The following is a 23,804-nucleotide window of genomic DNA, read 5'->3' as shown; positions in this document are numbered from 1 at the left end:
AAAAAAAAGTTTAGTATTTTATTGCATCACTTATGACCTAATATGATTATGATCTGAATTTTAGTAGAGAAAAGGATGGGGAAATCTGATGAAAAAAATATACAGAGAACAAGAAATCATAGATATGACCATTAAGCTGCTCGAACAAACTTCGATGTACGAAGAACAATATGAGCAATATGTAAGACGACCTTTTCGTACGGATTTTTATGATGATCTGAGTCCGTATGTGAAAGTTGGCAAACAGGGGTATACGCTACAGATGTATGAAAGAGGCGTACAGATGCTGAATAAGCTTACTCAAGATGTAGAGGATGTGATGTATTGGATCATCGAAGATACAATTCATATCATTGCTCATCTAAATCTGCTTCGCAAATATAAAGTAGATAACCAAAATACTCATCTAAAATATACCAAGGAGATCATGAAGGAGCTGACAACAGCAATGAATAACGCATTTTATGAAATTGGAGGAATCTATCAGGTATGGCATGAAGCGAATAGAAGGGCAATGTTGGAAAACCCATTAAAGTAAATAAAACTTAAAGAAACAGTTGACAATCATGAAGCAGAAATTTACTAATTTTATATTAGTGATAATGATTATCAATATCACTAGTTTTAAGTATGCTCTGCAATTACTATATTTCAAAGGAGAATTTATAACATGCATCATATGATGAGCAAGAAATCTCACATGATTTTATGTGCATTATTCGTAATGATCTTCGTTATTTCAGGATGTGGAAATGCTGGAAGTTCCTCAGATTCATCTACTCAACCTGCATCTTCCACGAAAGAAGAGGCAGGCGGTGAGTCTGGTACACGTACAGTCTCTACGATAAAAGGAGATGTAAAGGTGCCCGCTAATCCCCAACGGGTAGTGGTCAACTGGTATATTGGCGATGTATTCACGCTGGGAATCAAGCCGGCTGCGGTATTTGGTTGGAAACAAGAAACTATGCCTTTTTACGATAAGTTTAATGGGATTCCTGTTATTGAAAAGTGGGAGACCGAGGAAATTATGAAATACGATCCTGATCTCATCATTACATATGACACAAAGGATTATGATAAGTTGTCCAAAATTGCGCCTGTTCTTGTAATACCTGAGGGTAAAATGACATCTGTGGAACGGTTGAAATTCCTTGGTCAGGCCACAGGACATGAAGCAGAAGCGGATAAAGTGATTTCACAGTTTGAAAGCAAGCTGAGTGAGGCCAAAGAAAAACTTAATTCCGATATATTCAAGGACAAAACATTTAGCATTTTCGAGGACTGGGGCAGTGGATCCTACGGAATATATTATGAAACAGGCTCACGGGGAGGAACGTTGCTTTACGATTTTCTAGGACTTCACAAACCGGAAAAGCTCAATACATTGATTAAAAATTCTGGAGAGAGACGAGGTTCTTTATCCTATGAGGTAGCTGCTGAATACTTTGGGGATTATGTCCTGTGGTTTAAGCAGGAAGGCAAAGAATCCGAATATGCGAAGACCAAAATCTGGAGCAGTATTCCAGCCGTCAAAAATGGGCACATTATCGAAATTCCAGCGAAATATGCAGGACTTTTCTATTATTCAGACGTTGCTAGTATGACAGGACAGCTAGATTATATTATTGGAAAATTACTGGAACAGACGAAGTAACGATGCATAATTGACCAACTAAGGGTGTAATCGATGTCTACTCACAAAGAACGAAATAAAAAAGGAATATTTCATTTTGTAAGCTACATGATCGTGGGCGTGTTCCTGCTCTTGGTAGTTTCCGCAGCATCCATCACCTTTGGTGCTGCGGAGATGAGTTTGAAGCTGGCGTGGGGGGCTGTATTTCAATTTGATCCCAATATTACGGAACACCAAATCATTCATACTTTGCGTTTTCCACGCATTGTGGCAGACATCATTGTAGGGTGCAGCTTGGCTGTGTGCGGGGCTATTATGCAGGGAACCACTCGCAATCCATTGGCCGACTCGGGACTCATCGGTATAAGCTCAGGCTCGACATTTGCTATTGCGCTATGTATGGCCTTTTTACCAGGTCGCACCTACGGAGAGACCATGCTGTATTCTTGTTTAGGTGCAGCCATCACGACAGGAATTACGTACTACATCGCATCTATAGGCAAGCGGGGAATGACGCCTCAGCGCTTAGTGCTAGCAGGAATGTCCATTTCCATGCTCTTTGGTGCGTTTAGCACTTTTCTTGCTATTAAGTATGAGATTGGTCAAGCACTTGATTATTGGTCTGCTGGTGGTACTGCTAGTGCCAAGTGGAGTGAACTGGCTTTCATTTCACCACTATTTGTAGTGGGCTTGGTCTGTGCTATCGCCCTTTCTCCCTCCATTACGATCTTGAGCTTTGGAGAGGAGGTGGCGTCAGGCTTGGGAATTCGTGCGAATAGAATTAAGCTATTTTCAACCCTAATCGTATTAATTCTAACGGGGCTATCGGTTATTGTTGTCGGTCCTGTTGGCTTTGTAGGTTTGATCGTGCCACATAATATCTGGTCGGTACAGATTATCGATATATTATTCCCGCCTCAGCGCTGTATGGCGCAGTCTTTCTCCTGGCAGCAGATTTGCTGGGTCGAATGATTAATCGCCCTCACGAAATGCCGCTGGGCATTATTTTTGCTTTGGTCGGAGTACCCTATTTTCTCTACCTTGTGCGCAAGCAAAGGAGGGAGTTTAGTTGAACCTGTCCCGCAATAGCAGGGGTATAAGCATTATTTTACTGTTAACCATGTTGACACTACTGGTTGCTGTACTTAGCATGAATGTCGGGAAAATGAATCTGTCCCCACTCGAAGTTTTCAAGGTCATCATCGGCGAAGGAACGAATAAGCAGAACCTGATCGTATTTGAATTTCGACTGCCACGTATTGTGCTTTCCGTATTAGTGGGTATTGGCATGGGGATATCGGGTTGTATTATGCAAAGCCTGCTCAAAAACGACATGGCCAGTCCGGGGACACTAGGCATCAGTTCGGGCTCAGGGTTATTTGTGCTTTTGTATATTACGCTGTTCGCTAGTGAGGGATTACTATCGCCTATTATTCTTCCAGGGCTGGCTTTTGCAGGCAGACTAACGGCAGCTTTCTTGATTTTTATGTTTGCTTTCAGGCGGGGAAGAGACATTTCGCCTACAGGCCTAATTTTAACGGGTGTTGCTATGGGGAGTGGCTACAGCGCATTGTCGCTGATACTGACGCTCCGACTAGACAAGCAACAGTATGATTTTGCTCTGCGTTGGCAGGCTGGAGACCTGTGGGGGGACGACTGGAGCTATATAATGGTGTTGCTCTCCTGGGTGCTGATTATCTGCCTTTACGTTTTTTACAGGTCTAACACACTCAATACGCTGAATTTGGGAAATCAGACAGCATCGGGGCTCGGCGTAGCCATTAAAAGGGAATTTATCGGCTTGACGATCGCAGCAGTAGCTCTGGCTTCTGGTAGCGTGGCACTTGGTGGAAATTTCTTTTTTGTGGGGATGGTTAGTCCCCATCTGGCTCGCAGGCTGGTAGGTCCCAATCATAAGCTACTATTACCTACCACTGCATTGGTTGGTGCACTGGTCATATTAATTGCTGACACACTTACACGGACAATCAGTTTTGGTGCTGATATTCCAACCGGAATCATAATTACTATCCTGGTTACCCCTTATTTCCTCTATTTGTTGTCAAAGGCCAATTAAATGTAGATGAATGAAAGACCCTAACCCATGTCCATGGAAAATATGGCTGGGTTAGCGTCTTGTAATTAAACCTAATCTTTGGCATAATTTAAACCCAAGCGATAAGCTTGGTCCAGCAGTATTTCATAATGACCGGAATTTGAACCCAGTGTCTCATCTAAGAATTCAACCTTGGAATTGGAAACACCGCAATAATCTGCAATACCCACATTCAGCAAATGAGTAATCATTTCATCATAGTTGCGCTTTTTCAGCTGTTCTTTCGAAACGCCGGCCAAGCCAATCCATAAGATATGCTGATGATGAAGGTTATTCGAACCGTACGCAAACCCATTGTTCCATACACGATCAATATAACCCTTCAGCATAGCTGGCAAATGCCACCACCAAAGTGGAAAAATAAATGCCAACGCGTCATGCTCCTTCATCCGCTTTATTTCCATTTCTACTTCAGGGGAAAAGGACTGCTTCGCAACGGACCAATCCGGTTCATCTACTCCTTTTAAAACAGGATCAAAACCAATCCCATGCAAATCCAATATCTCATAATCGTGGCCTGCATCGGCAAGACCTTGTACGAAACGACCAGCAACCTTAAAGGTTAAAGAATCTTTTCTCGGATGTGAAACAACGCTTAATACTTTCATATTTATTCACTACCTTTCTTAATAGGCTAACTTCTAGGCATGCTCAATGCTTGCTGCTATTATAAACAGTAGGAAAATAATCTGGAAGTACGCACTTTTACGTTCTATAGGATGATACAGGTGCCATAGGAACATGGAAGTGCCCTAGGTAGATTACCTAAACTGACCTGGGTCACGAATTGAAGTGATGGGTTGTTCTGAGCAAACGTAGCCTTCTAAAGGAGGATTAAGGAATGAATGAACCGACCAAAAATAGGGTTCAAAAGAAGTATCAAGTTGGAGTGGAAGCAGCTTTAGAGGTAATGGGAGGAAAATGGAAGCCTTTAATTATCTACCATCTGATGACAGGACGAAAACGATCGTCTGAGTTTCGTAGGTTAATGCCCGGTATTACTCAAAAAATGCTGACCACTCAGCTCAGAAGTCTGGAAAAGGATGGGATTGTTACACGAAAGGTTTTTAATGAAATCCCACCTAAAGTGGAGTATGAGTTAACGCACTACGGCTGGGGATTAAAACCCGCGCTAGATCATTTATGCTATTGGGGAGAGGATCACCTGGATAAGATCCATGGAGACAAATTCAAGGTTTTAGAAGAATTCCAAGGCTGCGACTGATATTAAGCCCTCACAAAGCATTCAAACAGATAGCTTGTGAGGGCTTAACTGTCCGTAAGACAATATAAAAGGCTAACTGTCGGTCATTCCGTTGTCATAACTTAATTGCCATTCAATTCCGAACCTATCCTTGAGGCTGCCGTAACATTTGCTCCAGAATGTTTCTTGAAGTTCCATGTTTACGGTCCCGCCTTCTTTTAACTTATGAAAGTACGATCGAATTTTCTCTTCGTCCTTATTAACGATGGCGAGGCTGATGTTGTTTCCCGCAACAAAAGGCATACCAGGAAAAACGTCTGAAAACATCACATTACTACCATCAATTTGAAGCCGCGTATGCATGACCAAATTTTTGGCTTCTTCTGGTAGAGGATAATCGGGGTTGGGCGGTGCTTCACCGAACGTCATGATCTTTGGTTTCTCAGTCCCAAATGCCTCTGCGTAAAATTCTGCTGCCTCGCGACAGTTTCCATTAAAGTTAAGATAAACATCAACTGACATGTGTTTCACTCCTTTAAGGATCATTATTTTTCCATACTATACGATCTTCATTTCATTATTTACCTGCAAACAAACAAAAATACAATAAGATCCATTTTACAAAAGTATTTACGGCTTAACATGTTCAATTTTTAAAACAAATGGGCATTATGATCAAAGTAATGGTATGATAGCTTAGTTAAATCTGAACGACTAGTCATGGAGTGATTATATGGGTGGAAAAAGTAAGGGTGGCGGAACCGGCAGAGGTACGGGAAGTAAAGGCTGGACACGCTGGAACAAAACGGCGAAGCCTGTAAGGAGAAAAAGCGCTGCTACCGGTGCACCAGGAAATACAGCGGCAGGAGCTGCAAAAGGCGGCGCTGCCAAGCCAATTGGTAACAGAGGCGGCAGAAGTAAGTAGGCCGAGCATGTATAGGGTTGTTTTTAAAAGGCTAACATCTGATTACGTACGCATAATCAGATGTTTTTTTAGTGGATTAAAGACTACCGCCTGTATTGATCCATATTTCTCATACTATAACGTAAAATAGGTGAATCATGCGAATTAACAAGTACATTAGTGAGACAGGATTCTGCTCACGTCGGGAAACGAACAGGCTGATTGCAGCAGGGCGAATTACAATTAATGGCAGCGTATGTGAAGCGGGAGCGGAAGTAGAACCACTGGATATCGTGTTGATCGATGGGAAGCCTATTCCGATTAATCATAGTGAACCCGTATATTTGGCATTAAATAAGCCTATCGGCATTGTATGTACGGCAGCGGAGCAAGTGGAGGGCAATATTATTCGTTATGTCAATTATCCTTCACGTATTTTTGCCATTGGCAGGCTGGATAAGGCGTCAGAAGGGCTCATTTTATTAACGAACGATGGAAGCATTGTCAATCAAATGATGCGTTCCGAGCATGGTCATGAGAAGGAATATGTGGTGACTGTAGACAAACCTGTTACAGATGAATTTACACAGACCATGTCTCGTGGCGTTGAAATATTGAACGTCATTACCAAACCGTGCAAGGTTGATCGTATAAGCGAATACGAGTTCCGTATTATTTTGACACAGGGCCTAAACCTGCAAATTCGTAGAATGTGCAAGGCTTTGGGCTACAGGGTGCTTAAGCTGGAGCGTGTTCGAATTATGAATATTACATTGGATCATCTGGAGCGTGGACAATGGAGACATCTTGAGAAGGAGGAACTGGAGCTACTTCTCGCTAAATTGCAATAATGAGTACAACAAAAGTTTATTTGAAGGCAATATGTTCATACGGCCTACGCAACTTAGTGATACTTTTTACGTAATTTCAACGAGCCGCCTAACTTACCCACCAGCCATAGCACAATAGGAAACACAATACCGAAAATCATGGCGTAAAAAGGCCATACTGAAAAAAACTTGTTTATAAATTGCATGTTTGGCCAAATAGAATGAACCATTGCTATTGCGATTAGGATCAAAGGAACTAAGAGAGAGTTAGCGTTTCGAAGGCGAAAAGCATCTGCAAGCCCTTGTGCTGAAACATATAAAAGCAGTGCGAGTCGGAAAAAAATAGTGACAAACCAGAACACTGCAACGAAAATTTCAAACCGTTGAAGAAACTCTCCGCTACTGATTGTTCGGTTAATAAAAAAAGTAGGAAATGTCAAATTAGATACAACACCTTCACTCATCACGGCGATTATTTGTAGAACCATGAGAAAATACATGCCGCCGCTAATCAAAGCAGATGTTATCACTGTCTTTCTCCACTTTTTTGGATCAGGGATGTACTGTGCAAAAAAAAGATACAGAAATGCCTCAAGATAGGGAAAGGCAAACAAATTGAACGAAGCGAGAACGATAGGGTTCAAACCATACTCAAAAATAGGGAGCACATTATCTATTTTGCTCTCAGGAAGAAGGGTAATCCTGACTAAAAGATACAGAACAAGAAGGAAAAAAAACAGGATTTCCGCACAACGGCCAATTACAGCTGGGCCTGATCGAACGGCGAAATAAATGACTATAAGCATGATGAAATATATGGCGTCGGGGGGAGTTTCAGGCATAATAGCTATCGTGATAAAGTCGCCTAGATTTCGAAGCGTCATGATGAACACAAGAAAGGGAAAGAAAAAAATGAAAACGATACTGATCGTTCCGCCCAAGGGACCGAAGAGGCAACGGAGATGCTCTACGAAAGATTTCCCCTGTATTTGCCTAGCGATGGAGGTATATAAAGGTATCAATAACAGATGAAACCCTAAGGAGACTGGGATGGAGAGCCAGGCATCTTGTTTAGCGGCAGCGGTAATTGCCGCTGGGAGTACCAGATATGCGCTTCCTATTTGATATAATGCAAACCACATAATAGCTTGCCGAACGGTCAAGTTGGAATTCACCTTAATACCTCCTTAAGATAACATTTCTGTAAGTAAACGGCTTATCGGTTGAAATAGGATTTGAATGCCTGTTAGTGGAGTCGGCAGTTTAATGCTGACGATCCGTAGGATAATCAATATAACGCCTATAATCAACAATATTGAGCTGAATACAATTTCACGTACATATTGTTTCTCTTTAAATTTTTTAAACTCATACAACGATGTTAAAATGGAAGTTACGAGAATCACATAAAGCATATGCATTCACTCCTGATTGTGTATTCCCATATCAATTGGACTAGTAATGTCTCCGAACCGAACTAAACGATAATTGAGCTGAATATCCACTTTAAGTGTTTGGAATTTTTGTGGCCAATCCTCTTTCCATCTATGCCATTCACGCGGGAATTTGCGGTGAAAAGCTTCTCCAAACCCGAATATATCGGAACCGATTTGTTGTGCGTGCGAAATGCCTTTCTTCAAAGACTGTTGCAGATGCTCCTTAGCTGATTCTTGAAGATCTCTAAATGTCTCTTCATTCTTAGGGTTGGCATTGCACGAAATTGTTCCGATATTGGATTCTGTATCCACAATAAGAGAAATGCGCGGCTCATGGTCTATTATTTCTGGATGTATTTTTACTTTGGAACGGATTACTTCAACAACAAATTTTCCTTTGGAATTCGGACAATCGATGGAAGCTACGGTACTGGAAACACGGTTGGATATATAGGTAAATGCTTTACTTTGTGAATCATCCATCCAATCGATAAGTCGATCGCCCTTGAAAACACCAATTCCAGTGAAAAAATATTTAACATGTTGAGGCGACTTTGTCACATTATCAATAGTTAGACCTTTTTCTAGGTTTGTCAGTCGAATACCCGTGAGGACTGGTTCAATGCCATCCTCCGTAAATTTCTGCAAAAGATCTTTTACATTGACCGCGGAAGTTGGAGCCCATGCTTTCTCAGAGATCTTTAATGCCTTATACATATCCATTGCAGGCAAGACCTCGGTTGGAGCTACAAAAGTAACGGCCTCCTTTGCCGAGTTTTCTCTGACGACGGCCAAATAGAAATCAGGCCGAACTTCATGATCACGGAATAGAAAGTCCAGCGGCTCCTTGATTCCTTTTTTTGCGGTTTTCTCATCAAAAATGACAAACTTTAAGTGAGACATATACATTTTGCGGGACGATTCCGTTGTTAATTTTCGAATAGCCTCAAATATGGTATCGGCGCGTTTGGAAAAAACGATCGTTGGCGTCCGTTCCGTGGGGGAATTCTGAGACATTTTCGATGGGTCAACCACCTGTAAACTGACTTCATATTGGTCATCAACAGCATCAATGCCCAGAGCCATCACGACGGAAATTGCGCTCAATTCCTTACTATTCCAACAACCCGTAAGAAACACCATTAGACAGATGCACATACACAGTAATAAAATGGTGGATCGATACGAATTCATGATGGTCTACTCCTTTAGTTTTTGCGATGTTTTTTTGTCCTATATGGAAAACGCAATATTGCGTCCCTCTGCTCCGACGATTTGTAATTGGCAAAGGGGCTCAAATACGGTACACCGAATGAATGAAGCCCATTCAGATGTACAAAGAGCATAAGAATACCAACAGTCAACCCGTACACACCAAACATAGCGGCTATGCCTATGAAGGCGAAACGTAATATCCGGATTGGAATGGCAAAGGTGTACGAGGGAATGACAAAGCTGGAAATGGCCGTTATTGCAACAACAATGACCATAACAGCCGAAACGATGTTTGCTTCTACAGCTGCCTGGCCGATCACGATTGACCCAACAATAGAAACGGCTTGACCAACCGTCCGTGGCATACGAAGACCTGCCTCCCTCAGAATTTCAAAAACCACTTCCATGATCATCGCCTCAACAAATGCGGGAAACGGTACTCCTTCACGTTGCGCGGATAAGCTTAATAATAAAACGGTTGGAATCATATCCTGATGGAATGTCGTTAATGCCACATAAATGGCCGGAGCCAACATACAGATTGCCAGGCAGATGTACCTTAATATTCGAATGATACTGCTGTAAACAAAGGATTGATAATAATCTTCTGCGGATTGAAGGAAATCTGCAAACACCGCAGGTGCAAGAATGGCGAAGGGAGATCCATCCACAAATATCGCTATTTTCCCCTCCATAATTCCTGCTGCAATGGAGTCTGGGCGATCTGAATTGTAAAAGAGCGGAAATATCGTGAGTTGTTTATCATGGAGACATTCTTCCAAATATTCGCTTTCAAGCACGCCTTCTACATGCATGTTCTTTAACTTGGATATCATGTCCTGCACCTTTTTGGGGTCAGCGACCCCATGTAAATACATGACGGATATATCGGTCTTAGTTTTTTCGCCAACTTTCATGGTAGTTAGACGTACTCTTGTATCCTTCACCCTTCGGCGAACCATAGTCGTATTCGTACGTAAAGTTTCTGTAAATGCTTCTTGCGGACCTCTGACCACTGGCTGCGTCTTCGAGTCCGAAATGCTGCGTTCTTCCCATCCAGGCAAAGAAATGACCAATCCTTCATCCATATCGTCTAGGAGGAGGAGAAGACCACCTGAGAGGATCTGTTCCAAGGCATTTTCAAAGTTTTGAGTAAAGCTTGCTTCACCAATGTCCAAAATTGCGTTTTTCAATAACGGTAAAGTGATCTCGTCAGAGGAGACACGATCATGCAACGGACGGATCACATTGTCCTGTACCTTTTGCATGTCAGTCATTCCGTCCAAATAAAAAAGAGCGGCGTGTTTATGACCAGTCGTGATCTCACGAACAACAAAATCCGAACTGTTTCCCATGAAGCTACAAATGAGCTCGATATTCCGGCATAATTGTCTTGAAAATTTAGTATGTAACTTCATTGTTCCCCTCCTCAGATTCGTAGTATTAACAATAATCCGAAATAATACCACAATAATCCATGATTAATTATTCAAATAGGCTACAGATGACTATCCTTTTTTGGAATAGTTTACTTGTGTAGTATAATATTTTTGACGGATATTCTTTACTGTCAATTCATTTAAACATCCAAATAGAGAGGTATTTGATCATGCTATTCATTACAAAAAAATTGATCGACAAGCTAGCAGAACCTCATAGAGAATCTGACATGCTCATCTGCTATTCAACTCCACAGAGCTTTTCGGCTTATACAAGTCGAGCCATATTACTCTTAAATAATGATAGGATTATTATCCTTTTCCTCAATCTATTTTCCACAAAAGTAGTACAAAAAGTTGAATATGAAATAGCTGATTTACAAGAACAAAAATATCATTCTGGACACCTGTCTTCTGCAATATGGTCATTTAAAATCAAAGGCCAGCACAGTAGGTTCAGGATAATCAAAAAAATTCTTACGCTTGGCTCTATGCAAAGAGATTTTCTAAATTTCTTGCAACAAAATATCTTAAACTAGCGACCGAGTAGATCGGTAATTCCTGTCTGTCTAAGGCAGAGGCACTGGAAGTACTTAATGAATATAAGTGATGAAGGTAATATTCGGTGTTTTTTTGTTATATATCATTGAAGGGAGAAATTCTACATGAATGAACTACTTATAAAAAGCGATGGAATAGAAATCTGTAGTGAGAGTTTCGGCGAGCGAGTTCACCCAGCAATATTACTGATTATGGGCGCTCAATCCTCACTGATCTGGTGGGAGGAAGAATTCTGCCAGCGTTTAGCTGATACAGGTCGTTTTGTCGTTCGTTATGATAACCGAGATGTCGGACGTTCTACAACTTATGAACCGGGTCAACCAGACTATACTTTTGAAGACATGGCAGATGATGCGATTAGAGTTTTGGATGCTTATAAGATTGAACAAGCGCATATCGTAGGGATGTCTATGGGCGGAATGCTGACTCAGATGATAGCTCTACGACATCCAGAAAGAGTATTAACGGTGACTCTTTTAGCCACGTCCAATTTTGCTCCCGATCTTCCACCGATGGAGGAAAAGGTTATGGACTATTTCTCGAATATGGAAGCAATAGATTGGACGAACGAACAATCGGTGGTTGATTTTGTGGTGGGTAGATCAAGAATTCTAGTAGGTTCAAAGCATTCCTTCGATGAGAATAAGGTCTATCAATTGGCAAAAGAAGAATGGAAAAGAAGCAACAATATGGCTAGTATGAATAATCACGCAATGCTGTCAGGTGGAGAATCCTATTTGGCTAGGACAGGGGAAATAAACGTTCCTACACTGGTTATACACGGTACTGAAGATCCGATTATCCCTTATGAACATGGAATACATCTTGCTAACGAAATTCCGGGTGCGTTTTTACTGGCATTGGAAGGTGCCGGACATGAGATTCACTATGACGACTGGGATTTAATTATAGATTTAATTTCAAAACACACTTCGATGCCAAATTAGTCTAATCAGCCGAACAATTAGATCAGATAAATTAGAGTAGAAAATGCAACTTTTCAAAGTTGTCACTAGAAATGTAGAGCTCTATCCTACGGGATAGGGCTTTTTAATGGTTTCTAGTAAAATGTTCGCTAAAAAATCATTAGTGACATTACAATAGGATATTCTATTTTTTAGGAACAGAATGCATCTACATATCTGAAATTTATACAAAGTCTTTATCAGAACAAAAGGGAGGAGATGAATATATGAGCATCTTGGAGGATTTATACTATGGAAATTAAAACAAGATTGTCGGAACAAGATTATAAATTAGTTGAAGAACTATCCGATTTATATGAGGTTTTGACTTTTATATTATCTGCCTCAGATTATATTTCAGGGTACAAAGCAGGGGCTTTGACGATAATTGAAATAATTGATGAAAAAATCATTTAGGAAGCACTGTTGAATGACATATAAGTCTGCAAGTCATTTAAAATAATTTAGGAGGAATAAAATGAATATATTAAGAAAAATGGAAGAAGGAAAATGTTCAATAGATGAGTTAGAAAATTTGTTGGAAGAGAAAAACCCCATAGTTTTATATCATGCAATGACACATATCGGAAAAGAAGGCATTCGTACAGAGAAAATAATAAAAAAATTAAGTGAATTATCTTTAAAAAGGGAACCTCAAGATAAGCTGATAGGTCATTACAAGGTGGGAGACTTAGCAATAGCTACTATGATAAAACTTGGAGAAAAAGAGAATGAAATATCTGGATTTAAAATTTTAGATGATTTTGAAAAAAAGATGGTTTTCCGTTTATTTGATGAAGTTGAATGGTAAGGACTCCTATTCATCTGGATAAATGTATTCAGTTCAAAACTTATTTCACCTCAAACGAAAAGGAGAAATAAGTTTTTTTATATTTAAATGGAGAAAAAACAAATGAACAGGATGCTTAATCAAGCTGTAGTTACATTAGACTTGTACTCTCAAACGTTTGCCAAGGCAAAAGATACGTGAGCGAACTGATCGTTCATAACGACTAGGGAACTTAGTACCAAAATAGCAACTGTTTATTAAATATTTGAAATTTCTATTCAGTATTATAGTCACCATGTTGACTATAATACTGAATGTTGTTATTATGATTATAGTCAACATGGTGACTATAATCATAATAAGAGGATATAATCATGGAATATGCTAAAGCAATTAGAGAGTTACATTTAATGCAGCAAACTTACACTGCTTTTTTTTCCGTTACTAACAAATTGCAAATACAAGGCGATAACTATTTTGAGAAATTAACATCACGACAGTACATGATCATGCTGGCAATAGCTCATTTGTCAGAGGACGAAACGACACTTGTTAATATTGCAAGAAAGTTAGAAACAAGCAAACAAAGTGCACAAAAGCTTATAGTCAATTTAGAGAATAAAGGATACTTGATTACGACACCGAGCAAACGGGATAAACGTGCCATTAACGTAGAAATCACGGAATTAGGGAAAAGAGTCATGCTGGAATGTGGTGAGAAAGCAATATGCCTAATGGCAGATATTTTTAATGAATTCACAACTGAAGAATTAGAAGTGTTATGGAGTTTATTGAAAAGAATATATGGTACTCACAACGAAGAGTACGTTGGTTTTGAGGAAGATGTAAATTATAAATTTGAAGACTTGGAAGAGTTTCAAGAAGCACAACTTCGAGCTTTAGATAGTTTTATTTTACGAAGAAAACATATTTAAGCGTGGAATTTAAATAGATAACATTTTTCCATCAAAATTCTTTACTACTTTTGGAGGTTGCGAGATGAAATTACAAGTACAACCGAGAATTTCACTAATTGATGAAAAAATCGATTTTTGTGTCACAGGGTTACCACCAGAGAGTAAAATAAAAATAACTGCATCCTTGCATTTTCCTTGGGCAGTTAGTGAAAAGTTTCAGTCATTTGCTTGGTTTACTGTGGATTCAAACGGTAGTGTTGATTTATCGAAACACAAACCTGATTCTGGAACTTATGATTATATAGACAGTATGGGGCTTGTTGCTTCTTTACAGAAGATTAATAGTGAGGGAGGAAATATCGCTCATAATATTTCAATAGATGATAGTTTATTTATTGACATAGTATGTGAAAATGGACAAGATCGAGAATGCATGAGACTAGAGCGTATGTTTAAGTTACCGGAAGTGAAAAGACACCAGATTACTGATGAATTCGTGGGAGAGTTGTTTTATACTGAAAACTCAAATTATAAAACGATTGTAGTATTGGGTGGATCTGATGGTGAACGAAGTGGTCTTTCGCTTTTGTCAGGACCATTGGCATCTAGAGGTTTTAATGTTTTAACCGTTGGATATTTCAATGAAAAGGGATTGCCTAAAAAGCTTGAGGAAATTCCTCTTGAATATTTTGAAAAGGTGTTCTCTTGGCTTAAAAGGAATCCATTAACACGTACTAATGAAATATATGTACATGGTACATCTAAAGGTGGAGAATTGGCGTTACTTTTGGCATCACGCTATAATTTCATTGCTAAAGTTGTGGCTTCTGCACCTCATGCATATTGTTTTCAAGCGTTGGATGGTTTGATGAGTGGTAAAAATGTTTCATCATGGTCATATGAAGGGAGATCATTACCATTTATACCAGTTGATAATGACATTTTTTATGAGCATCATCGTCATTGCTTAGATAAGAATATCCCTTTTGGGTTTACTACTACATATAAAAAAAGTGTGGAAAGGGCAAGAAATAAAGAGGAGGCTCGAATAAAAATAGAGAATGCAAATGCAAATTTATTGCTGATTTCAGGTCAGCAAGATAATATATGGAATACTCACGATGCATGTGTAGAAATAATGAGTATTTTGAAAAAAAACAATTATAAATACAAATATAATCTTTTAGACTATAAGGATTTAGGTCACTCATTACCAATACCGTTTATTATACCTTTAAGCGAAACGTTGAACTTAAAAATGGGTGGAGGCGTTTTTACTTGTGGTGGTACTTTAAAAGGAAATTCTTTTGGTCAATCAGATTCTTGGCAGAAAACAATAGAATTTTTCATGAATTAGGGCGTGTCTTGAAACTCAGGCAAGCCAAACCATAATGGTGATCATATTTTAGGATGAATTAGCGAATTTTCTTTCCGGGAATCATCGGAATAGCCTGTTGTTTCTTCAAAAACATGCGAATGGCATGGATAGCATACGCGCGGTCGACGAACACTTGGGATGAACATTCCGGGATTGTTCGTTCTAGGCTCCATGTTTTTTTCGACAAATGCTAATGATGGAAGGAGAACGGTGTTTTATCCCAGTCAGAATATTGATTTTCGATACAAAAGCCGTGGCTCGTTAATAAACGCTGAAGCGTGTCATTATCAGTAAAGCGACATGCAATTCGAGAAGTTGTTTTCTCTGATCCCTAATCATGGAATGTGACCCAGTGCATGATCTGGTTACTTGAATCATACGACTGTGTCCCAGATACCTTGACTGTAATTCCATCCTTATCGATAAATTTTCCCCAGATGCTTTCCTCTTGGTTGGATAAATCGGTTCCCAAGGGGTTTCGTGTTTCAAAAACAAACAACCCATTTGGCTCTAGGTGCTTGTAGACGGTTTCGAATAAGGCTCGTTGATCCTCATCGCTCAAAAATGCCTGGAATGCATTTCCTGCCAAATATATCATGGGAAAACGCTTTTCGAAATCGAGTGTACGAGCATCAGCTTCAATAAAATCCACAGGCAAACCTTGAGCTTTAACCGGCGCATATTCAAGCATCGATGAAGAAATATCAAGACCTGTTATATGTATCCCCGGTTTTGATAAATGAATGGTTGTCAATCCTGTACCACATGCAAGTTCCCAAACTTCGCCTGGATTCAATCTAGCAATAATCAAGATAGAAATTGTTTTATTAGTCTCGCCACCAAATTCAAGATCATAATTAATCGGGTCTCGATACTCTTCAAGATTATCGTGATCTATTAATACAAATCATCCCTTCACACAATGCAGATTTATTTAAATCATCCTTCATTGCACCGTTTATTTATCGGTCTTGCGATATATGGAAACCTTGATGAAGTTCTACGAAAACGTACTGACGAGCCAGCACTTTTAAATCAAATTAAGCCGCTAATTTAGCAGATCGGATGAGGCAATCTTATCGTCTTTTCATATGAAAGGTTTACCATTATCTTGACTGAAATCATAGTTTTATAGTTTGAAGACACGCTCTAGTATAAGAGCCGAAAAGTTCGCTCCCGATTTACCATCAATAGAAAGGAATGACACTACTGAGGGATGCCATAACCCGATTAAAAAGTGCTGATTTGCGTATACGTGATGTAAAGGGAGAGCTTTATATTGAAGAGAGATAAAAGGAGATAGTTTGAAATATGAAAAATATAATGGATGTTAGTTTGGCTTTTGAGTCAAAAGATGAAGGAACAATCATAGTAGGAACAAACAAAGAATTGGATCATTTAACCTACCCAGAGATAAAAAAAATCATAGGAAATAAAATTCTTATTAAAAATACAGATCAAAATGAGACGGTATTAAACGTTAGCTCTATTCAAATTTCAACTTCAATGGCTGAAAGGAAAAATATTGGCATATGTATTGGTAAGTTAGTATCTCCTGATCTTGTTCAAGTGGGGGCAAGTATTTATAGTTTGGAAGATTAATAGAGAAATTAACACTATGCATGTTTTGGTCAATACTTTCGTAAAAAGGCGGTTTCCCCTTTTGGGGAAACCATACATTATACATAATTGATTTAAATATTTATGCAATATCAGCATTAACAATACATCTGAATTTTTTTATGTGAAATATTTTTAGTATTTATCCATCTTTGTTATAGGGACTTCTTCATTTCATTAAATGCTAACTCCCTGTGACCTGCTTGGCAGTGCTGCGCACCCTCCTTAGTGAATACTGTTAAAGTTCAATCACGAATTAACAAAGTGTTATTTTTAATAATCCTTCTCGTTTACAACATCGTTTCACCAAAGGTAACTTGCTGGAACTTTAACTTTATAATTCTTGGGTAAGTCCTAATATCTGATCATGTATATCTACATTACTTAATCCCCCGTGATAACAAACCACCGATGCAATGTCGAGATCTAAGTACTTTTTCAATGAGAGACAAGCTGCATTCATATCCGGTGTGGTCGGAGCATGAATTCCTCTGAGAATCCCGTTTTCACTGTACATCGAATCCCCGGCAATGAGAATCTTACTTTGCTTTAAATAAAGGCTGATATGCCCAGGGGTATGCCCAGGCGTATGGATGACGCGAATCCTGCCGTAAAACGGCAGTTCCTGACCATCTATTAAGGTATCATCCACTTTGCCCTTCGGGGGATTCTCAAGGTGACTATCCTTTAAAAGAGGGATCTCCCCCTGAATATATGGCTTATCCAGCTCATGTGCATATACTTTAATATTGTTGCCACACTCCTGTAAAATCTCAGGAAGACAACCTATATGATCCACATCCTGATGTGTCAAAATCACAGCTTTTAGTTTGCCGAACGACACGTCTTAGCTGAAGCATTTCTACTCCCTGTAATATCCGGCCTCCGTAAAACGAAATTACCACCCATGAAAATAGGTTCAAGGGGCGAATCCAACTCTTTGGCGTTGCCGTTCCTTAATGTCAATGGATACGGTGCGAATAGACGTAATAGGAATAACAAATGTCTGATATTGCGTAAGGTATTTAACGAACTTGTCGTCAATCTGATCCAATATCCCGTCGCATACATTTGTCCCATCTATAAAATGAATAGTTACTTCCTTACCTTGTAAGCTTGCTAACATGATATCACCTCGTTTTTTTTTGAAGTTTCTTGCCGGATCATGGGGATCATTAAATCTTGAACATACTCTACAAAGAAGTTATCACTTGATCAATAACACCATATTCGAGTGCCTCCTGTGCGGACATGTAAAAATCCCGGTCCATATCTTTTTCGACTTTTTCAAAAGATTGCCCGGTCCGTTCAGCTGTGATACGGGTTGCCTTTTCACGGGTCCATAAAATTCGTTTTGCGCTGATCGCAATATCGCTGGCCTGGCCTTGTGCGCCGCCGTGCGGCTGATGGATCATAATTTCACTGTTCGGCAGTGCAGAACGTTTTCCTTTGGCACCAGCCAGCAAGAGGATGGCGCCAAACGAAGCAGCAAATCCCGTACATATCGTATGCACCTCGGGTTTGATATACTGCATCGTATCATAAATGGCAAATCCTGCGGAAGTAGAGCCACCTGGGCTGTTGATATACATGTAAATATCTTTTTCCGGATCTTCTGCCGCCAGGAACAACAATTGAGCAATAATACTGTTAGCCAATTGATCGTCGATGGTTGCCCCTACAAATACAATACGATCCTTTAACAATCTGGAATAGATATCGTACGATCTTTCACCTTGAGCAGTTTGCTCCACAACATAAGGAACATAAACACTCATTTTTCATACCCCCATTTTCTTGGTTCAGTTGATTTCTTCTTGTAAACGAACCCAGACCGTAAAAAGATACGGAGTTTTAATGGGAAAAATGATTTGCGTATATGGTGTAACTTCTATAACCTCTTGTTCGTTTACAATGAAGGTAGCAAATGGCTTTGCTTTAGCAGAGGGCAGAATATGACCGTAGAGGAGAAGGCCTATGAACATAGAAGATTCTGTACAGATGACAGACAATACACTAGACATCCAGAATTTTGATGAATTACAGGCGGTCCTAAAAAGTTACTGTCTGTCGCTTACGAAATCAAATTGGGATGCGGAAGAATTGGCGCAGGACACTTGGGTAAAAGCATTAGGAAAGTTAAATAAATTCGAGCATACAAATCCCAAGGCACTGTTGATGCGGATTGCTAAAAACACCTGGATTGATGATATACGGAGAAAAGCAGTCTACACTCGAATATTGAATAGGGAACAAGCGAAAGTAACTGTACCGGATCATGGATCTTTTGAAATCGAGATCGCGTTGCTGTCCTTAATGAATCATTTATCTGCGCTTCAGAGAACTGTTTTTTTGCTGCGAGATGTGTTTGGATATTCGATTCGTGAGACATCCGACATGCTTGAAACAACGGAGGGAGCGGTAAAAGTTGCACTTCATCGGGCACGAAAATCGCTAGGAGCAGTTCAGGAGGAACTCTTAAAAGGCGAATTATCCTTACCAGAAAGTGAAAAATCGAAAACTTTTCTAAGGGCATTAACGGCTGCATATCAGATGGGAGATATTGCAACTTTGGTTATGCTTTCCTACCAGGATGTAATAGAACCAGAAGTTATGATCAGTATCGTCAATAATAAGTTGCTCTGGAGTCACGTCTCAGCAAAACAAGCGAATTTCGATACCATAAGTATGATGGCGGCGTAGTTTTTCTTACCATCGTAGTATCATAAGATAGAATCACAAAGAATATTTTGATAAGGAAGACAACAACAAGCTGTTTTAAGCGAGGATAAAGTAATGATAAAGCAAAAATTGAAAATCGAGGGCATCCCGGCAATTTTGTGGGGTGGTGAATCAGATAAGGTATTTATAGCTATCCACGGTAATATGTCAAACAAGGCAGATGATGTGATCGTTATATTTGCAGAAGAAGCAACGGCACAAGGGTATCAAGTCATTAGTTTTGATTTGCCTGAACATGGTGACCGCAAAGAAGAAACCTACGTCTGTAAAGTTCAAAATTGTGTTCATGATCTTGACATCATCATGCGTTACACACAAAAGCAATGGCATGAAATTAGTATTTTCGCTTGTAGCATGGGTGCGTATTTTAGTTTACTTGCTTATCATCATCTCCCACTAAAACGATGTCTGTTTCTTTCTCCAGTGCTAGATATGGAGAGAATAATCAAAAATATGATGACATGGTTCAGTGTAAGTGAGGATAGATTAAAAGTTGAAAAAGAAATATCTACACCCATTGGGCAAACACTTTATTGGGATTATTACTGCTATGTTAAATCGCATCCAATTGATACATGGAATAAGCCAACTGCCATACTTTATGGCTCTGAAGATGACTTGTGTGAATATTACGTCATATCTACGTTTGCAAGCCGATTTCATTGCCAGCTAAAAGTGATGGAACGTGGAAAACATTATTTTCACACCAAAGAGCAACTACAGTTTTATAGACAGTGGTTGAAAGAACATGTAACCGCAAAATAAGCATATGGGAAGCAAGGAGTTGATCTCACTGCTTCCCATTTAACGTATCTTCCAGCGCCGTATTTATCTTCAAAAGGTTACAAATAAATAGCTGGTAAGTGAGTGTTTGAGATTGAAAAAAAGTTGAACCATGTGAAAGAGAATGATTTAGTATTATTGATAACGATGCAAGAAGCCATCAACTAATTTGGCATTTGTCATCTGAATTACAGACTGATCTTCCAGTTCCTCGGCCATATCATCATCTGTCATGGACACGAAAAAAATAATATCTTCTTTGGATTGACCGAATTGAGTAAAAAATACATCGTCGGTTTCTTTAACTACCTTGGCCATAATTTTTATCATTTCATCTTTATAGTCCAACACATTGTCGGTTGCATACAGAAATTTGCTAATATGATTGAGGTGTGCTGTTTCGCCATATTGATATTCGCTTAATCCCCATCTGTAATAAATTTCATCTTCCTTGCTGTTGCACAGGTCTTGGGCTTTCATGTTTGTGATATGTCTAACAAGTGATTCCTCCGTATTAACAGCTAGAAACAAGGTGACAAAATCGCTGTCTGTGCCAAACGCGCAAGCGTAAACTTTTTCATCCTTCACTTCTTCCAGTATGCTTTTGAGATCTTCCAAAAATCCTGCTCTAAATCTTTCCTCAAATTCACTCAGAAAATTGCTCATCTGGTTCATATACTCCTTTATGAGTTTTATGCTTGATTATACTTTACTATTATTAGCACGACTCGTGCAGCCTACCACAATTATAGGAACTTGGATTGGTACGAAACAAATAAGCCTAGAACCTTTCCAGCAGTTGGTTTAGAAATTTTGGTGTAGCATTTTGGATTGAGCTATTGATTGCTCAGCCAATAGCAAGATATGCAATGAAAAACATACATGCAAGATAGGCTAGCCAAGAGAGAGTGTAAATCCGTGACATAATACCAAAGTCATAATAAAAAAGCGCTGGTCCCAAGCTGGAACCAGCGCTTTTTCGCGTTTCGCATTATGAACTTTCGCCGGATCAAGCAGGCCGGTTCGGCGACTTATTTCCTAAAATGACGCATTGCCGACTGTTCGTCTTTATTCTTACTGGGCCGTTAAAATCAGTGGGCCGTCCTGCGTAACTGCAATCGTATGCTCATATTGCGCCGACAACTTGCCGTCGGCCGTTCTCGCCGTCCACTGATCGTCGTCGATCGTGATACGGAACGTACCTTCGTTGATCATCGGTTCAATCGTAAACACCATGCCTTCCTTTAACCGAGTGCCTTTGCCAGCTACGCCGATATGCTCGTAGCTCGGTTCCTCGTGCAGGCTCCGCCCGATCCCGTGCGCGAGCAGATCGCGTACGACCGAAAAACCGTTTGCTTCCGCATGCTGTTGAATCGCCGACGTTATGTCGCCGAGCCGTCCTCCGGGGAGTGCTCGGGCGATCCCCAGATCCAAGCATTCCTTTGTCACCCTCATTAATTTTTGCGCCTCCGGTCGGATATTGCCCACCGCATAGCACCAGCACGAATCGCCGAACCATCCGCCGTATTCCACGACGATATCGAGCTTCAGCAAGTCGCCGTCCATAAGCACCTGGTTCGAAGGAATGCCGTGGGCCACCACATCGTTGACAGAAATGCAAGTTTCGGCAGGGAAACCGTTGTATCCTTTTGTAAACTGCTTGCCGCCCAGCTTGGTGATATGTCTGGCAACAAAGTCATTGATTTCCCGGGTGGTGATCCCAGGCTCGATCAGTTTAACCACCTCGCGGTAGCAGTCCGCAACGATTTGGCTCGCCGGTTTCATCTCTTCGATTTCCCTGGGTGATTTTAAAATGATCATCTTTGTCTATTCGCTCCTTATTAATTCTATAATTTTAAAAAACGGACGATATCTCTGGCCTCCTCGTGCAGCTTTCCGCGGCGAAGCGAAAGCGAGGCGCAGCCGACCAAGGCGGCCAGTAGCATTTCCGTGCGCTGTAGCCGATACGGCGGCTCCGCCGCGTTTCCGCCGGAAGCGGCAGTCCCGTCCGCCGCACGATCGGTTTCCAGCAGCGCGGCAAGCGGCGTGAGCACTTCCCGGCGAAAGGCGGCCGAGAGCGGGGCCGAGCGCCCTTCAGGCAGCGAGGCAAAGCCCTCACCGGCCAACTTATGCAGCAGGTACAGGGCGTGGTCCTCCGCCCAAAGCTGCAGCAGCCGGACGCCAGCGGCGGCGACGGGGCCAAGCTCTGTGGCAGCGGCCGTTTCGCGGCTTCCGCTTTGGGAATCCGCGACAGCCGAGTTCCCGGTGTCCGCCGCCGCAGCCAAGCCGAAATGCCCGCCTGCCGGCATCTTCTCCGAAGCCGAAGCGGGCGGGGCTTTCGGTTGAGCCTCAAGCGGGGTCTCCAGCCATCCCCCGGCCCGCTCCAATGCGTCCCATAGCAGATCGTGGAGCAAATTGCCCTTATTGCTGTAATAATGGTATACCGTGCCATAGCCGAGTCCTGCCTGCACGGCGACATCGCGGATTTCCAGTAAAGGCCCTTTATTCAAAAACACATCGGCAGCGGCTTTCCGGATTTGCGCCAGACGCCGCAGCCGGATCTCTTCGTTTTGTTCCTTTGTTCGTGGAGACATCTTGTCCGTTCACCTCTTTTATTTTTGACCTACTATTATGTCAATATAAAACATTAGCTTGCGAATAACAAGAGTGAGCAAACAAACGTCCCGGCAACACCTCGTAAACGGATGAAGATCAGGTGAGTAGAGTTATGCTATACTTGCGAAGTAAAAGGGGGTGCCTACTGATGGAGAATCTATTGGGATTGTCTGTGACTTCTTACACTCATGCAAAGCCAATTATTAGGAAAGCGTTACTTTGTATGGGGCGAAACAATTTTTTAACGCTGAATAAGCTTTTTTAATATTTTTGGCTTTGCACCTTATTTTAAAAAGAATCAAAATAAGGAGCGAGCAAAATTGAGATATACGAATGCTACAAAAGTTTTACCTCAAAAACTAATTACGGAAATTCAAAAATATGTTCAAGGAGAGACTCTGTATATTCCTAAACCAAAAACGGAGTATATGAATTGGGGCAGTTTGAGTGGCGGGAGAAGGTTGCTTGAACAGCGAAATACCGAAATCAGAAATGCTTTTCAAAATCGCAGCAGTATCGAGCAATTAGCTAAGGAGTTTTTCCTTTCTACCGAAACCATTAAGAAAATTGTGTATTCACATAAAAAGTAGGGGATACACTGGTGAATTCGATCGATATTCAATTAAGTGAACATAAATAATAACTAATTTACAAA

General features: G+C 40.6%; 30 protein-coding genes and 1 pseudogene. 17 read left to right on the top strand and 14 right to left on the bottom strand.

The genetic code is table 11. From position 1 onward, the window contains the following. Window positions 1–88 precede the first annotated feature (88 nt). The 5 genes from ACXHJ2_RS11350 (at window position 89) to ACXHJ2_RS11330 (ending at window position 3,710) form a co-directional block, all read left to right on the top strand. The gene (locus ACXHJ2_RS11350) at window positions 89–538 is read left to right on the top strand and encodes an immunity 63 family protein (protein WP_165083614.1); all 450 of its coding nucleotides are present in this window, start codon (window positions 89–91) and stop codon (window positions 536–538) included. A 132-nt stretch (window positions 539–670) separates the two neighbouring features. Further along, complete coding sequence (locus ACXHJ2_RS11345; protein ID WP_165083612.1) at window positions 671–1,654, top strand: ABC transporter substrate-binding protein; 984 nt, start codon at window positions 671–673, stop codon at window positions 1,652–1,654. A 33-nt stretch (window positions 1,655–1,687) separates the two neighbouring features. Continuing rightward, entirely contained in the window at window positions 1,688–2,605 is a 918-nt protein-coding gene (locus tag ACXHJ2_RS11340; protein ID WP_274597494.1) for a FecCD family ABC transporter permease, read from the top strand. Continuing rightward, the gene (locus ACXHJ2_RS11335; protein WP_342366154.1) at window positions 2,515–2,706 is read left to right on the top strand and encodes an iron chelate uptake ABC transporter family permease subunit; all 192 of its coding nucleotides are present in this window, start codon (window positions 2,515–2,517) and stop codon (window positions 2,704–2,706) included. Before ACXHJ2_RS11340 ends, ACXHJ2_RS11335 begins: the two co-directional genes overlap by 91 nt. Beyond that, on the top strand, window positions 2,703–3,710 hold the full coding sequence (locus ACXHJ2_RS11330; RefSeq protein WP_165083610.1) for a FecCD family ABC transporter permease: 1,008 nt from the start codon (window positions 2,703–2,705) through the stop codon (window positions 3,708–3,710). Before ACXHJ2_RS11335 ends, ACXHJ2_RS11330 begins: the two co-directional genes overlap by 4 nt. Before the next feature lie 71 nt (window positions 3,711–3,781). On the opposite strand, the gene ACXHJ2_RS11325 is transcribed toward ACXHJ2_RS11330, so the two are convergent. Beyond that, window positions 3,782–4,357 (bottom strand): NAD(P)H oxidoreductase, encoded by a 576-nt coding sequence (locus ACXHJ2_RS11325; RefSeq protein ID WP_025677828.1) that lies wholly within the window; start codon window positions 4,355–4,357, stop codon window positions 3,782–3,784. A gap of 233 nt (window positions 4,358–4,590) precedes the next feature. Here ACXHJ2_RS11325 and ACXHJ2_RS11320 point away from each other — a divergent pair, with 233 nt between their 5' ends. Beyond that, entirely contained in the window at window positions 4,591–4,974 is a 384-nt protein-coding gene (locus tag ACXHJ2_RS11320) for a winged helix-turn-helix transcriptional regulator (protein ID WP_013371054.1), read from the top strand. A 72-nt stretch (window positions 4,975–5,046) separates the two neighbouring features. Here ACXHJ2_RS11320 and ACXHJ2_RS11315 read toward each other — a convergent pair whose 3' ends face one another. Beyond that, window positions 5,047–5,475: a VOC family protein gene (locus ACXHJ2_RS11315; protein WP_013371055.1), complete on the bottom strand. Its 429-nt coding sequence runs from the start codon at window positions 5,473–5,475 to the stop codon at window positions 5,047–5,049. A gap of 211 nt (window positions 5,476–5,686) precedes the next feature. Here ACXHJ2_RS11315 and ACXHJ2_RS11310 point away from each other — a divergent pair, with 211 nt between their 5' ends. Both ACXHJ2_RS11310 and ACXHJ2_RS11305 read left to right on the top strand, forming a co-directional pair. After that, on the top strand, window positions 5,687–5,878 hold the full coding sequence (locus ACXHJ2_RS11310) for a DUF3934 family protein (RefSeq protein ID WP_014599732.1): 192 nt from the start codon (window positions 5,687–5,689) through the stop codon (window positions 5,876–5,878). A 137-nt stretch (window positions 5,879–6,015) separates the two neighbouring features. After that, window positions 6,016–6,708 carry a pseudouridine synthase gene (locus tag ACXHJ2_RS11305; RefSeq protein WP_013371058.1) on the top strand — a complete coding sequence of 231 codons (693 nt, stop codon included), beginning with the start codon at window positions 6,016–6,018 and terminating at the stop codon, window positions 6,706–6,708. A 53-nt stretch (window positions 6,709–6,761) separates the two neighbouring features. Here the strand turns inward: ACXHJ2_RS11305 and ACXHJ2_RS11300 are convergent, their stop codons facing one another. From ACXHJ2_RS11300 to ACXHJ2_RS11285, 4 genes are read right to left on the bottom strand one after another with little or no spacing between them, the layout of a single operon-like run. After that, window positions 6,762–7,862 (bottom strand): GerAB/ArcD/ProY family transporter, encoded by a 1,101-nt coding sequence (locus ACXHJ2_RS11300; protein WP_165083608.1) that lies wholly within the window; start codon window positions 7,860–7,862, stop codon window positions 6,762–6,764. A 12-nt stretch (window positions 7,863–7,874) separates the two neighbouring features. Continuing rightward, window positions 7,875–8,102, bottom strand: coding sequence for a hypothetical protein (locus ACXHJ2_RS11295; protein WP_013371060.1), 228 nt, complete (start codon window positions 8,100–8,102; stop codon window positions 7,875–7,877). A gap of 6 nt (window positions 8,103–8,108) precedes the next feature. After that, complete coding sequence (locus tag ACXHJ2_RS11290) at window positions 8,109–9,317, bottom strand: Ger(x)C family spore germination protein (RefSeq protein WP_165083606.1); 1,209 nt, start codon at window positions 9,315–9,317, stop codon at window positions 8,109–8,111. 14 nt (window positions 9,318–9,331) lie between these two features. Next, a complete protein-coding gene (locus ACXHJ2_RS11285) occupies window positions 9,332–10,756 on the bottom strand; it encodes a spore germination protein (protein ID WP_165083604.1) in 1,425 nt (474 codons plus the stop codon). Window positions 10,757–11,442: 686 nt separating this feature from the next. Here ACXHJ2_RS11285 and ACXHJ2_RS11280 point away from each other — a divergent pair. The 5 genes from ACXHJ2_RS11280 (at window position 11,443) to ACXHJ2_RS11260 (ending at window position 15,367) form a co-directional block, all read left to right on the top strand. Continuing rightward, entirely contained in the window at window positions 11,443–12,285 is an 843-nt protein-coding gene (locus ACXHJ2_RS11280) for an alpha/beta fold hydrolase (protein WP_165083602.1), read from the top strand. Window positions 12,286–12,555: 270 nt separating this feature from the next. Then, the gene (locus ACXHJ2_RS11275; protein WP_165083547.1) at window positions 12,556–12,720 is read left to right on the top strand and encodes a DUF6809 family protein; all 165 of its coding nucleotides are present in this window, start codon (window positions 12,556–12,558) and stop codon (window positions 12,718–12,720) included. A 61-nt stretch (window positions 12,721–12,781) separates the two neighbouring features. Further along, window positions 12,782–13,114 carry a hypothetical protein gene (locus ACXHJ2_RS11270; RefSeq protein ID WP_058831317.1) on the top strand — a complete coding sequence of 111 codons (333 nt, stop codon included), beginning with the start codon at window positions 12,782–12,784 and terminating at the stop codon, window positions 13,112–13,114. A 353-nt stretch (window positions 13,115–13,467) separates the two neighbouring features. After that, window positions 13,468–14,028, top strand: a complete 561-nt coding sequence (locus tag ACXHJ2_RS11265) for a MarR family winged helix-turn-helix transcriptional regulator (protein ID WP_165083600.1) — start codon at window positions 13,468–13,470, stop codon at window positions 14,026–14,028. Between the two features lie 64 nt (window positions 14,029–14,092). After that, window positions 14,093–15,367, top strand: coding sequence for an acyl-CoA thioesterase/bile acid-CoA:amino acid N-acyltransferase family protein (locus tag ACXHJ2_RS11260; RefSeq protein WP_165083598.1), 1,275 nt, complete (start codon window positions 14,093–14,095; stop codon window positions 15,365–15,367). 58 nt (window positions 15,368–15,425) lie between these two features. On the opposite strand, the gene ACXHJ2_RS11255 is transcribed toward ACXHJ2_RS11260, so the two are convergent. Further along, window positions 15,426–15,575 (bottom strand): hypothetical protein, encoded by a 150-nt coding sequence (locus tag ACXHJ2_RS11255; protein ID WP_457874815.1) that lies wholly within the window; start codon window positions 15,573–15,575, stop codon window positions 15,426–15,428. A gap of 144 nt (window positions 15,576–15,719) precedes the next feature. After that, window positions 15,720–16,199, bottom strand: coding sequence for a class I SAM-dependent DNA methyltransferase (locus ACXHJ2_RS11250; RefSeq protein WP_238791712.1), 480 nt, complete (start codon window positions 16,197–16,199; stop codon window positions 15,720–15,722). 500 nt (window positions 16,200–16,699) lie between these two features. On the opposite strand from ACXHJ2_RS11250, the gene ACXHJ2_RS11245 reads away from it, so the two are divergent. Further along, window positions 16,700–16,990, top strand: coding sequence for a hypothetical protein (locus ACXHJ2_RS11245; protein ID WP_165083596.1), 291 nt, complete (start codon window positions 16,700–16,702; stop codon window positions 16,988–16,990). A 352-nt stretch (window positions 16,991–17,342) separates the two neighbouring features. On the opposite strand, the pseudogene ACXHJ2_RS11240 reads toward ACXHJ2_RS11245, so the two are convergent. The 3 genes and pseudogenes from ACXHJ2_RS11240 to clpP all read right to left on the bottom strand — a co-directional run. Continuing rightward, window positions 17,343–17,852, bottom strand: a pseudogene (locus tag ACXHJ2_RS11240) (MBL fold metallo-hydrolase); the annotation flags it as partial. A 75-nt stretch (window positions 17,853–17,927) separates the two neighbouring features. Beyond that, on the bottom strand, window positions 17,928–18,134 hold the full coding sequence (locus ACXHJ2_RS11235; RefSeq protein WP_137078462.1) for a hypothetical protein: 207 nt from the start codon (window positions 18,132–18,134) through the stop codon (window positions 17,928–17,930). A 67-nt stretch (window positions 18,135–18,201) separates the two neighbouring features. Continuing rightward, window positions 18,202–18,786: an ATP-dependent Clp endopeptidase proteolytic subunit ClpP gene (clpP, locus tag ACXHJ2_RS11230; RefSeq protein WP_013371085.1), complete on the bottom strand. Its 585-nt coding sequence runs from the start codon at window positions 18,784–18,786 to the stop codon at window positions 18,202–18,204. Between the two features lie 199 nt (window positions 18,787–18,985). Here clpP and ACXHJ2_RS11225 point away from each other — a divergent pair, with 199 nt between their 5' ends. Both ACXHJ2_RS11225 and ACXHJ2_RS11220 read left to right on the top strand, forming a co-directional pair. Then, window positions 18,986–19,711 (top strand): RNA polymerase sigma factor, encoded by a 726-nt coding sequence (locus ACXHJ2_RS11225; RefSeq protein ID WP_165083592.1) that lies wholly within the window; start codon window positions 18,986–18,988, stop codon window positions 19,709–19,711. A gap of 93 nt (window positions 19,712–19,804) precedes the next feature. Continuing rightward, window positions 19,805–20,515 (top strand): alpha/beta hydrolase, encoded by a 711-nt coding sequence (locus ACXHJ2_RS11220; protein ID WP_165083590.1) that lies wholly within the window; start codon window positions 19,805–19,807, stop codon window positions 20,513–20,515. 153 nt (window positions 20,516–20,668) lie between these two features. On the opposite strand, the gene ACXHJ2_RS11215 is transcribed toward ACXHJ2_RS11220, so the two are convergent. The 3 genes from ACXHJ2_RS11215 to ACXHJ2_RS11205 form a co-directional block, all read right to left on the bottom strand. After that, window positions 20,669–21,199: a DUF4303 domain-containing protein gene (locus ACXHJ2_RS11215; protein ID WP_165083588.1), complete on the bottom strand. Its 531-nt coding sequence runs from the start codon at window positions 21,197–21,199 to the stop codon at window positions 20,669–20,671. Window positions 21,200–21,607: 408 nt separating this feature from the next. Then, window positions 21,608–22,354 (bottom strand): type I methionyl aminopeptidase, encoded by a 747-nt coding sequence (gene map, locus ACXHJ2_RS11210; RefSeq protein WP_013371089.1) that lies wholly within the window; start codon window positions 22,352–22,354, stop codon window positions 21,608–21,610. A gap of 26 nt (window positions 22,355–22,380) precedes the next feature. Then, a complete protein-coding gene (locus ACXHJ2_RS11205; RefSeq protein WP_165083586.1) occupies window positions 22,381–23,127 on the bottom strand; it encodes a TetR/AcrR family transcriptional regulator in 747 nt (248 codons plus the stop codon). Window positions 23,128–23,469: 342 nt separating this feature from the next. Here ACXHJ2_RS11205 and ACXHJ2_RS11200 point away from each other — a divergent pair, with 342 nt between their 5' ends. Then, the gene (locus ACXHJ2_RS11200) at window positions 23,470–23,739 is read left to right on the top strand and encodes a CD3324 family protein (protein ID WP_013371091.1); all 270 of its coding nucleotides are present in this window, start codon (window positions 23,470–23,472) and stop codon (window positions 23,737–23,739) included. The last annotated feature ends 65 nt before the right edge of the window (window positions 23,740–23,804 follow it).

This window comes from Paenibacillus sp. ALE3 (genome assembly GCF_054113405.1).
Note: the sequence above shows the minus strand (reverse complement) of the source record. Positions and strands in the feature narration are given on the sequence as shown.

Bases quoted from the DNA above. Each gene is read 5' to 3' on its own strand.
- ACXHJ2_RS11350 (WP_165083614.1), top strand. From the start codon at position 89: ATGAAAAAAATATACAGAGAACAAGAAATCATAGATATGACCATTAAG.
- ACXHJ2_RS11345 (WP_165083612.1), top strand. From the start codon at position 671: ATGCATCATATGATGAGCAAGAAATCTCACATGATTTTATGTGCATTA.
- ACXHJ2_RS11340 (WP_274597494.1), top strand. From the start codon at position 1,688: ATGTCTACTCACAAAGAACGAAATAAAAAAGGAATATTTCATTTTGTA.
- ACXHJ2_RS11325 (WP_025677828.1), bottom strand. From the start codon at position 4,357: ATGAAAGTATTAAGCGTTGTTTCACATCCGAGAAAAGATTCTTTAACC.
- ACXHJ2_RS11320 (WP_013371054.1), top strand. From the start codon at position 4,591: ATGAATGAACCGACCAAAAATAGGGTTCAAAAGAAGTATCAAGTTGGA.
- ACXHJ2_RS11315 (WP_013371055.1), bottom strand. From the start codon at position 5,475: ATGTCAGTTGATGTTTATCTTAACTTTAATGGAAACTGTCGCGAGGCA.
- ACXHJ2_RS11310 (WP_014599732.1), top strand. From the start codon at position 5,687: ATGGGTGGAAAAAGTAAGGGTGGCGGAACCGGCAGAGGTACGGGAAGT.
- ACXHJ2_RS11305 (WP_013371058.1), top strand. From the start codon at position 6,016: ATGCGAATTAACAAGTACATTAGTGAGACAGGATTCTGCTCACGTCGG.
- ACXHJ2_RS11295 (WP_013371060.1), bottom strand. From the start codon at position 8,102: ATGCTTTATGTGATTCTCGTAACTTCCATTTTAACATCGTTGTATGAG.
- ACXHJ2_RS11290 (WP_165083606.1), bottom strand. From the start codon at position 9,317: ATGAATTCGTATCGATCCACCATTTTATTACTGTGTATGTGCATCTGT.
- ACXHJ2_RS11285 (WP_165083604.1), bottom strand. From the start codon at position 10,756: ATGAAGTTACATACTAAATTTTCAAGACAATTATGCCGGAATATCGAG.
- ACXHJ2_RS11280 (WP_165083602.1), top strand. From the start codon at position 11,443: ATGAATGAACTACTTATAAAAAGCGATGGAATAGAAATCTGTAGTGAG.
- ACXHJ2_RS11275 (WP_165083547.1), top strand. From the start codon at position 12,556: ATGGAAATTAAAACAAGATTGTCGGAACAAGATTATAAATTAGTTGAA.
- ACXHJ2_RS11270 (WP_058831317.1), top strand. From the start codon at position 12,782: ATGAATATATTAAGAAAAATGGAAGAAGGAAAATGTTCAATAGATGAG.
- ACXHJ2_RS11265 (WP_165083600.1), top strand. From the start codon at position 13,468: ATGGAATATGCTAAAGCAATTAGAGAGTTACATTTAATGCAGCAAACT.
- ACXHJ2_RS11260 (WP_165083598.1), top strand. From the start codon at position 14,093: ATGAAATTACAAGTACAACCGAGAATTTCACTAATTGATGAAAAAATC.
- ACXHJ2_RS11245 (WP_165083596.1), top strand. From the start codon at position 16,700: ATGAAAAATATAATGGATGTTAGTTTGGCTTTTGAGTCAAAAGATGAA.
- ACXHJ2_RS11235 (WP_137078462.1), bottom strand. From the start codon at position 18,134: ATGTTAGCAAGCTTACAAGGTAAGGAAGTAACTATTCATTTTATAGAT.
- clpP (WP_013371085.1), bottom strand. From the start codon at position 18,786: ATGAGTGTTTATGTTCCTTATGTTGTGGAGCAAACTGCTCAAGGTGAA.
- ACXHJ2_RS11225 (WP_165083592.1), top strand. From the start codon at position 18,986: ATGAACATAGAAGATTCTGTACAGATGACAGACAATACACTAGACATC.
- ACXHJ2_RS11220 (WP_165083590.1), top strand. From the start codon at position 19,805: ATGATAAAGCAAAAATTGAAAATCGAGGGCATCCCGGCAATTTTGTGG.
- ACXHJ2_RS11215 (WP_165083588.1), bottom strand. From the start codon at position 21,199: ATGAGCAATTTTCTGAGTGAATTTGAGGAAAGATTTAGAGCAGGATTT.
- map (WP_013371089.1), bottom strand. From the start codon at position 22,354: ATGATCATTTTAAAATCACCCAGGGAAATCGAAGAGATGAAACCGGCG.
- ACXHJ2_RS11205 (WP_165083586.1), bottom strand. From the start codon at position 23,127: ATGTCTCCACGAACAAAGGAACAAAACGAAGAGATCCGGCTGCGGCGT.